General features: G+C 58.3%; 9 protein-coding genes. 5 read left to right on the forward strand and 4 right to left on the reverse strand.

Going from position 1 to position 7,490, the window contains the following annotated elements:
• Positions 1 to 72 precede the first annotated feature (72 nt).
• The 4 genes from ACVWYZ_RS11390 to ACVWYZ_RS11405 all read left to right on the forward strand — a co-directional run bounded on the left by ACVWYZ_RS11390 (position 73) and on the right by ACVWYZ_RS11405 (position 4,374).
• Positions 73 to 363 carry a DUF7219 family protein gene (locus ACVWYZ_RS11390; protein ID WP_457467125.1) on the forward strand — a complete coding sequence of 97 codons (291 nt, stop codon included), beginning with the start codon at positions 73 to 75 and terminating at the stop codon, positions 361 to 363.
• 67 nt (positions 364 to 430) lie between these two features.
• On the forward strand, positions 431 to 2,158 hold the full coding sequence (locus ACVWYZ_RS11395) for an ABC transporter permease (protein WP_457467126.1): 1,728 nt from the start codon (positions 431 to 433) through the stop codon (positions 2,156 to 2,158).
• Between the two features lie 28 nt (positions 2,159 to 2,186).
• Positions 2,187 to 3,560 (forward strand): ABC transporter ATP-binding protein, encoded by a 1,374-nt coding sequence (locus ACVWYZ_RS11400; RefSeq protein WP_457467127.1) that lies wholly within the window; start codon positions 2,187 to 2,189, stop codon positions 3,558 to 3,560.
• A gap of 325 nt (positions 3,561 to 3,885) precedes the next feature.
• Positions 3,886 to 4,374, forward strand: a complete 489-nt coding sequence (locus tag ACVWYZ_RS11405) for a macro domain-containing protein (protein WP_457467128.1) — start codon at positions 3,886 to 3,888, stop codon at positions 4,372 to 4,374.
• A 63-nt stretch (positions 4,375 to 4,437) separates the two neighbouring features.
• On the opposite strand, the gene ndk is transcribed toward ACVWYZ_RS11405, so the two are convergent.
• The 3 genes from ndk to ACVWYZ_RS11420 form a co-directional block, all read right to left on the reverse strand.
• On the reverse strand, positions 4,438 to 4,887 hold the full coding sequence (gene ndk, locus ACVWYZ_RS11410; RefSeq protein ID WP_011431937.1) for a nucleoside-diphosphate kinase: 450 nt from the start codon (positions 4,885 to 4,887) through the stop codon (positions 4,438 to 4,440).
• 87 nt (positions 4,888 to 4,974) lie between these two features.
• Positions 4,975 to 5,646, reverse strand: coding sequence for a HupE/UreJ family protein (locus ACVWYZ_RS11415; protein WP_457467129.1), 672 nt, complete (start codon positions 5,644 to 5,646; stop codon positions 4,975 to 4,977).
• A gap of 49 nt (positions 5,647 to 5,695) precedes the next feature.
• Positions 5,696 to 6,208 (reverse strand): hypothetical protein, encoded by a 513-nt coding sequence (locus tag ACVWYZ_RS11420; protein ID WP_414522914.1) that lies wholly within the window; start codon positions 6,206 to 6,208, stop codon positions 5,696 to 5,698.
• A 61-nt stretch (positions 6,209 to 6,269) separates the two neighbouring features.
• Here ACVWYZ_RS11420 and ACVWYZ_RS11425 point away from each other — a divergent pair, with 61 nt between their 5' ends.
• A complete protein-coding gene (locus ACVWYZ_RS11425; protein ID WP_414329999.1) occupies positions 6,270 to 6,623 on the forward strand; it encodes an MGMT family protein in 354 nt (117 codons plus the stop codon).
• An 81-nt stretch (positions 6,624 to 6,704) separates the two neighbouring features.
• Here ACVWYZ_RS11425 and ACVWYZ_RS11430 read toward each other — a convergent pair.
• Positions 6,705 to 7,490, reverse strand: a 786-nt coding sequence (locus ACVWYZ_RS11430) for an RNA-guided endonuclease InsQ/TnpB family protein (protein WP_457467130.1), incomplete at its 5' end; no start/stop codon positions are given.

A 7,490-nucleotide genomic window follows, 5' to 3' on the forward strand; every position in this document is an offset into this window, starting at 1 on the left:
TAGATCCTGCTTTAATGGAGCTTTTCATGTTGACCTTCTTGTTGTGAACCATTCTTTTACCCTGGTTAGGCCGTGGCAGAACCAACTCCTCCCAACAAACCTCCCAACAAAGATGAATTCATTTCGCCTCGCTATCCCTACTGGGGCGAAGTGAGGCCGCAGAACCTGGTCTTTGATGCCAACCTGCAGGAATTTAGCAATAAAGTGTCCTTGATTTGTAGCTTGGAAACCGGGGGCAAAATTACCCCGGAAGAAGCCTACCGGCAAATCAAGGAGCTGTGGAAACAACTCAAGCAGACCAAAAAAGCCATCTTGGACAATCCCCAGTGGAAGGAATCTCCCCCTGAGTTGCCAGAAGAGTAGCCGGCTGGATCCTGGCTAACCGCAAACGGTGTACACTGGGCGCGGATGCCGGGCTTGGTCAGGGAAGATGAGGACTTTTCCTTCGCCGGAGGCGCTTCGTCGGCTGCCAGCAGGGGCTGCGGATGGGGCCATCATTCTGGGCACGTTGGTTCTCCTGGCCTTGGTGGCGCAGGTGGGAGTGGGGGCTTTTGAGCGGTTTCAGCCTCCGGCGGTGGTGCCCCGGATCGACTTGGATCCGCGCAACCTGCCCTACTATGCGGCCCGCTCCACCTTGCGCATGTTCATTGCCTTGGCCTTTTCCACCCTTTTTACTTTGGTCTATGGCTACATTGCTGCCAAAAGCCGCTGGGCCGAGCGCATTTTGATCCCCCTGTTGGATATCTTGCAATCGGTGCCGGTGTTGGGATTTCTCTCCATTACGGTTACCGGTTTCATTGCTCTGTTTCCTGGCAGCTTGCTGGGGCTGGAGGCGGCTTCTATCTTTGCCATCTTCACCAGCCAAGTCTGGAACATGACCTTTTCCTTCTACCAATCCCTGCGCACGCTGCCTCAAGAGTTGGTGGAAGCGGCTACCTTGTATCGCCTGTCGGGGTGGCAGCGCTTTACCCAGTTGGAAGTGCCGGCGGCAATGGTGGGCCTCATCTGGAACGCCATGATGAGCTTTGGCGGAGGGTGGTTCTTTGTGGCAGCCAGCGAAGCCATCAGCGTGCTCAACCAGGAATACACGCTGCCGGGGCTGGGATCCTATGTGGAAGCCGCCATTCAAGCAGAGGATTTGCCCAAGCTGGGCTGGGCGCTCCTGACCATGGCCGGGGTGATCCTGCTGGTGGATCAGCTTTTCTGGCGGCCTTTGGTGGCTTGGTCGGATAAGTTTCGCCTGGAACAGAGCAGCGGGGCTGCTGCCCCCGAATCCTGGCTGTACGATCTGCTGACCACGGCGCGGATCCCGCGGCTGATCGGCAGTTGGCTGTCCCCCTTGGCAGAGTTGGTGGATCGGCTGTTGTCCTATCTGACTCGCCCGCACTGGGTGGATCCCCTTAGTCCTGAGGTCGAGCGACGCCGCGAGCGGCTGCTGACTCAGCTTTCCTGGATAGCTATTGGCGGCATTGGGATTTGGATTGTTGATTTTGTGGCCACCACTGTGGGCTTTGGAGAGGTGATGCTGACCTTCGGGCTAGGGATCCTCACCCTGCTGCGGGTTAGCGTGTTGCTGGTGTTCGCCACGGTGATCTGGACTCCCATTGGGGTGGCCATTGGCTTTAATCCAAAACTGGCGAAACTGCTGCAGCCGGTGGTGCAATTCCTGGCAGCTTTCCCGGCCAATTTCCTTTTTCCCTTTGCCACGTTGTTTTTTATCCGCGCCCAGATCAGCATTGAGTGGGGCAGCATTTTGCTCATGTCGTTGGGGGCACAGTGGTACATCCTTTTCAACTCCATTGCCGGCGCCCAGAGCATCCCCACGGACTTGCGAGAAATGGCTGTGGATGTGGGCTTACGAGGATGGCAGCGCTGGCGAAAGCTGATCATTCCAGGGATCTTTTCCGCCTGGGTCACCGGGGGAGTCACGGCCAGCGGCGGCGCTTGGAACGCCAGCATTGTCTCGGAGATTGTGGCCTGGGGATCCACCACCCTCAAGGCTACAGGATTGGGCACCTACATTGCCGAGGCAACCTCGGTGGGGGACTGGCCCCGCATTACCTTGGGCATTGGCATGATGAGCTTGTTTGTGGTGGGCCTTAACCGCCTCTTCTGGCGACGGCTGTATCGGTTGGCAGAAGAAAAATATCACCTTTAGTCTTTTCAGTTTCTGAGGCAATCTCTCTATGAGCTCTGCAGCTTCCCCCGTTTTAATTGAGGTTGAGAAAGTCTACAAGCGCTTTCCTTTGCCAGAGGGCAAGGGGGAGTTTACCGTTTTAAGCCAGATTGACCTGCAGGTGCGGGCTGGGGAAGTCTTGGCTCTGCTGGGCCGTAGCGGCAGCGGCAAAAGCACCCTTTTGCGCATCATGGCGGGCCTGATCCCCCCCAGTCAAGGGCGGGTGCTGAGCAACGGCCAGCCTCTACGTGGGCCTAACCCCGATGTGGCGATGGTGTTTCAGAGCTTTGCTCTCCTACCCTGGCTGACCGTGCAAGAAAATGTGGAGCTGGGGCTGCAAGCCCGAGGGATCCCCCGCGAGATCCGCCGGCAAAGGGCCCTGAAGGCCATTGACCTGGTGGGCTTGGATGGGTTTGAGAGCGCTTACCCCAAAGAGCTTTCGGGGGGGATGAAGCAGCGGGTGGGCTTTGCCCGCGCCTTTGTCCTAGAGCCCAAGGTGCTGTTTATGGATGAGCCTTTTAGCGCTTTGGACGTGCTGACGGCGGAAAACCTGCGGGGGGAAATTGATGAGCTGTGGAATGCGCAAGCCTTCCCTTCCCAAAGCATCCTTATCGTTACCCACAACATCGAAGAGGCGGTGTTTTTGGCAGATCGGGTGGTGATTCTGGGATCCAACCCGGGGCGGATCCGGGGGGAGGTGAGAATAGATCTGCCGCGGCCTCACGAGCGCACGGATCCCCGCTTTAAGTCCTTGGTGGACTACATCTACGAGATCATGACCAACCCCGAAATTGCTGTTACCGGAGAGGTGGCTCTGCCTGCGCTGGCTGGTGATAAGGCCACTTCCCCCTATGCCCTGCCTCTGCCCCATGCGCGGGTGGGCGGGATCAGCGGTCTGCTGGAGTTGATCGTGGAGTGGCCGCAAGGGCGGGCGGAGATTGCCGATTTGGCCGAGCGGCTGCAACTGGCCGTGGACGATCTGCTGCCGATTTTGGATGCGGCGGTGCTGTTGGGCTTTGCCGAGGTGGCCAGCGGGGTGGTGCAACTGACCGAAATTGGCCAGGACTTTGCCAACACCACCATCCTGCGCAGCAAGGATCTCTTCCGACAACAGCTATTGGCACGGGTTCCCGTGTTCCGCAGCATCTTGCAGACTTTGGAAGAAAAAGGCAGCCGCTCCATGCGAGCGGACTTCTTCTTGGATCTTTGGGACGAACACTTCCCCCACGCTGAAGCCGAACGGCAGTTTGCCACCGCCATTGACTGGGGACGCTATGCGGAGCTGTTTGAGTACGACGCCTCGGAAGAACGTCTCTATCTGCCGGAGCCAAGCGAGAGCTCCACTCCTCGAGAGCCTGTTGGTCTTGACTCTCGTTCCGACTGAAGCGCATCTGGCTCTGCCTTTCTCAAAGTTGCATCGTAGAGCGGAGGTATGGCGCCAATTCCAGAAAGTCCCAAAATCTACCACATTACCCATGTAGACAACTTGCAAGGGATTTTGACATACCCCCCCGCTTTTAGGCAGGGGATTCTTGTTACTGGTTCTGCGACAGCACTTACTTCATCCGGTTGCCCCTCAAAAGCAGCGGTGCTTATCTCCCCAGTCGTTCCCCCAAGCGCTACGCGCGGGGCGGTTCCCTTGTGCCCCAAGGTACCGTTCCATTCCATCCCAAGCATGTCTGGTAAGTTCTGTCAACTGTGTCGGCATCATGGGCCAGGGCATCGCGCTGCAGTTTAAGAAATCATGGCCTGGGAACTTCAAGGCCTATGCCGCAGCCTGCCGGCGGGGGGAAGTCCAACCGGGCAAAATGTTCGTTTTCGAGACCGGAAACCTGACCAATCCGCGCTACATCATCAATTTCCCCACAAAACGCCACTGGCGGGGGAAGTCGCGGATCGAGGATATAGAAGCTGGGCTGAAGTCCCTTGCCGAGGAGATCAGCGACCTCGTGGAGGGCTTTGAGTCGCCCTATGGTCTAGAATTGCTGGCTACTGTCCACTGGATCGTGACTCGTGGGCACCCTTCTACGACGGCAGAGTTGGTGGAAAGCTTCTACGCCTGGGGAGATAGAAAACAACAATTCAGTAGCAAACAGATCCTGCTTGCCGCTCGAGTTTTGGCAGAGAAGGGGTGGTTCAAGGCACTTCCAACAGAGTCGCTTGCGGCCAGCCGAAGCCAGTTCGAAACACGGCCCTAGCGCTCTGCACTACTTCCGGTCTGGAACCTGCGAACACGACTACCCCTTGCCTGCAGCAAGTACCTACTCATAAATCCAGCTTTGGGCAACCGGTGTCCAGCTCACCAATTCCGACTCATCGAACCAAAGGGCGATCTCCCGCTGCGCGGTTTCAACTCCATCGGAGCCGTGAATGAGGTTGCGGCCAATGTCGATGCCAAAATCGCCGCGAATGGTGCCCGGTTCTGCCTCCAGGGGGTTGGTCTTGCCGATGAGCTTACGGGCGGCAGCAATCACCCCTTTGCCCTGCCAGACCATAGCCACCACCGGCCCCGAGGTAATGAACTTCACCAAACTGTGGAAGAAGGGGCGCTCCTTGTGTTCGGCGTAATGGGCTTCCGCCAGCTCTTGGCTCACTTGCACCAGCTTCAGGCCCACCAATTGGTAGCCCCGGCTCTCCAGGCGCTGGATGATGGTGCCCACCAGCCCCCGCTGCACGCCGTCTGGCTTGATGGCAATAAAGGTGCGCTCCATGGGATCTCCCCTCGTTTTACAGATCTTCACCGCTATCCTTGTACCGGATCGGGGATCCCGAGCGCAAGGGAGCAAAATTAGCGCTTTTTACGCGCCCACCACTGCCAAGGTCAGGAAGGCAGCCCCCACCACTGTAATCGCCCAGCCGGCCCAGCGAGTTAAGCCAGGGATCCGCAACCCCCAGCCTTCTGCTGCCCAAAGGGCCAGGAGAGCTACCCCATACTGGACGGTGCTCAACCCCAGTAGATATCCCACCCAAGGCATGGGTTGGGCGCCGATAATGGTTTCGGCGTAGGCATAGCCATGGAATAGCCCCGCCAGGGATCCCCCTATTAGCAAGAGCCAACTTGGGATCTGCCGCGGTTGCACCAGCAGCAAGCCGAAGAGAACCACGGAAGAGGCAATGGCCAGCTCCGTCAGTCCCAGGGGATCCCAGCCGGCCAGGTGGATCCCAGTGCCCACCAGACCCGCTAGCACAAAGCCCAGCGGGATCCCGTAGCGCCAGGGCTGCCCCGCCGCAACAAAACCGATGGCCACGACGAAGGCCAGGTGATCCAAGCCAATGACAGGGTGAGCTAGCCCAGAGAGAAATCCCTCCCAGGCCGTTGCAGGCAGTTTCCCTCCCAGGGCGTGGTGGGCAAAAGCCGGCGAAAAAAACCCCGTAACTGCCAGTGCACCCCCAGCAGCGGCAAAGCTGGGGATCCCTTCCTTCCGCCACCGCCCAAGCGGCGATGGGACTTGCTGCCACAGCCAAGACATGCTTTTGGACCTCCCTGAGTTCTCTCAATAGCTGCCCAGATCTCCCAGTCTAGGGGCGCTCTCTGTACCCTTGCAGATTCTCCGGCTCAAATTGGCGCAGAATCCGAGTGGCTTCGCGGATGCGGGGCTCGCTCTCTTCTTCCACAATGAGCACATACTTGCCTGCGTCTAGGCGGTTGCGGTAAGCCAAAGCATCGCCGGAGCCACTGGACAAGCCCACTCCGCCGCCGACGAAAAAGCTGCCCATGGCCCCGCCCATCGCGCCCAATAGGCCGCCGATCAGGTGGTTGCCTATAGGTCCCGCCCAGGCAAAGGTATCCAAACCACTCAAAACGCTGAACCCCACCCCAGCCAAAAAGCCAAAGGGCACCAACCAAATGGCCAAACGCTGCATCTGACGGCGGGCGGCTCGGGCCGGATCGATCAGCCCAAACTCATCGGCGGTTTTGTAGCCTCGCCCCAGTAGGTGCAATCGCTCTAGCGGGAAGCCCGCTCGCTCCAGGGCGCTGTAGGCCGCCTCAGCGGCCATACGATCCGGCAGTACCGCGATCAAATAGCTCATGGATGCGGAGAGCCAATCAGTTCCGTACTTCATTGTCTGCCAAGTTTGAGCGAGGATCCCTGTGACCCAGTCTGGCTCCACTAGCGCTCCATCTACTAGCCTCTACCAGCGCTTTTACGAAGTGGTGCGGCGGATCCCGCCGGGCCGAGTGGCCACCTATGGGCAGGTGGCGCGGGTTGCCGGTTACCCCGGCTATGCTCGCCAGGTGGGCTATGCTTTGTTTCGCCTGCAAGGCCAAAACACCGACATCCCTTGGCACCGGGTGATCAACGCCCAGGGCTGCATTTCCTACTCCCCTTTTCGCCTGGGCTACGACGACCTGCAGAAAGCGCTGCTGCAAGCCGAAGGGATCCACTTCGACGCCGAGGGCCAGGTGGACTTGCAACAATTTGGCTGGGATCCAGGGGAAGTTTAACCTAGGCTTGACCTAACCTTAAACAGGTCATAGCGAAACCCCAATCCCAGCCTTGGTAACGTAAACTACCCGACACCCGCGCTATGCGCAGGGTGCGAGCTTTATCCCAATCCCTAGCGGCCCCAGAGGACAGCTAAGTTTCGGAATTTCAGGCGAGTTTACAGTCGCCCCAAGGAGAGAGATTACTTGAGCAGCGTTATGGTCAGCATCCCCTTCCCACCCGCAGTGTCCACACTTGAACGACTTACCATTGCGGTAGGACTTACCCCGCTCAGGGTGGATGTGCAGGCATTTGTGGCAGGTCTGACTGGTGTAGGCAGGCGGCACCAGCACCACAGGCACTCCAGCAATGGCAGCCTTGTAGGCCACAAACATCCCGAGCTGGTAGAACGCCCAGTTGTTAGTCCTGCGCCGCTTGGCTTTGCTCCGAGGCTTCTGATTCAAGCACTCTCGAATGCCTGTCAAGTCTTCAAAAGCCAGTGCCGCACCAATAGCCTGGGCATCTCTGACCAAGGTTTTGCTGATGTTATGGTTCAACCATGTCTGGTAGCGCCGTTCTCTCCCAGAGAGCCTTCTCAGCAGCCTCCTAGAGCTGCGAGTGCGTTTGGATTGAACCTTGGCGCGTACACGGCTGAACCGGTCACGGACGGCCTGGATGTGCTCTCCACTCCAAGAGCGTCCGTTGCTAGCGGTGGCGATATCCCGCCTGCCCAAGTCAACTCCGATTACCTTTGGAGTTTTGCCAGTTGGGGGAGTGTCCAGCTCAACAGCAATGTTGATGTAGTAGTCCCCTTGCTTGGTCTTGGACAGAGTAGCGCTGGTGGGCGTTTGCCCCCGCAGCAAAGCGATTTGATAACCGCCAATCTT

The organism is Thermostichus sp. MS-CIW-37, assembly GCF_054060065.1.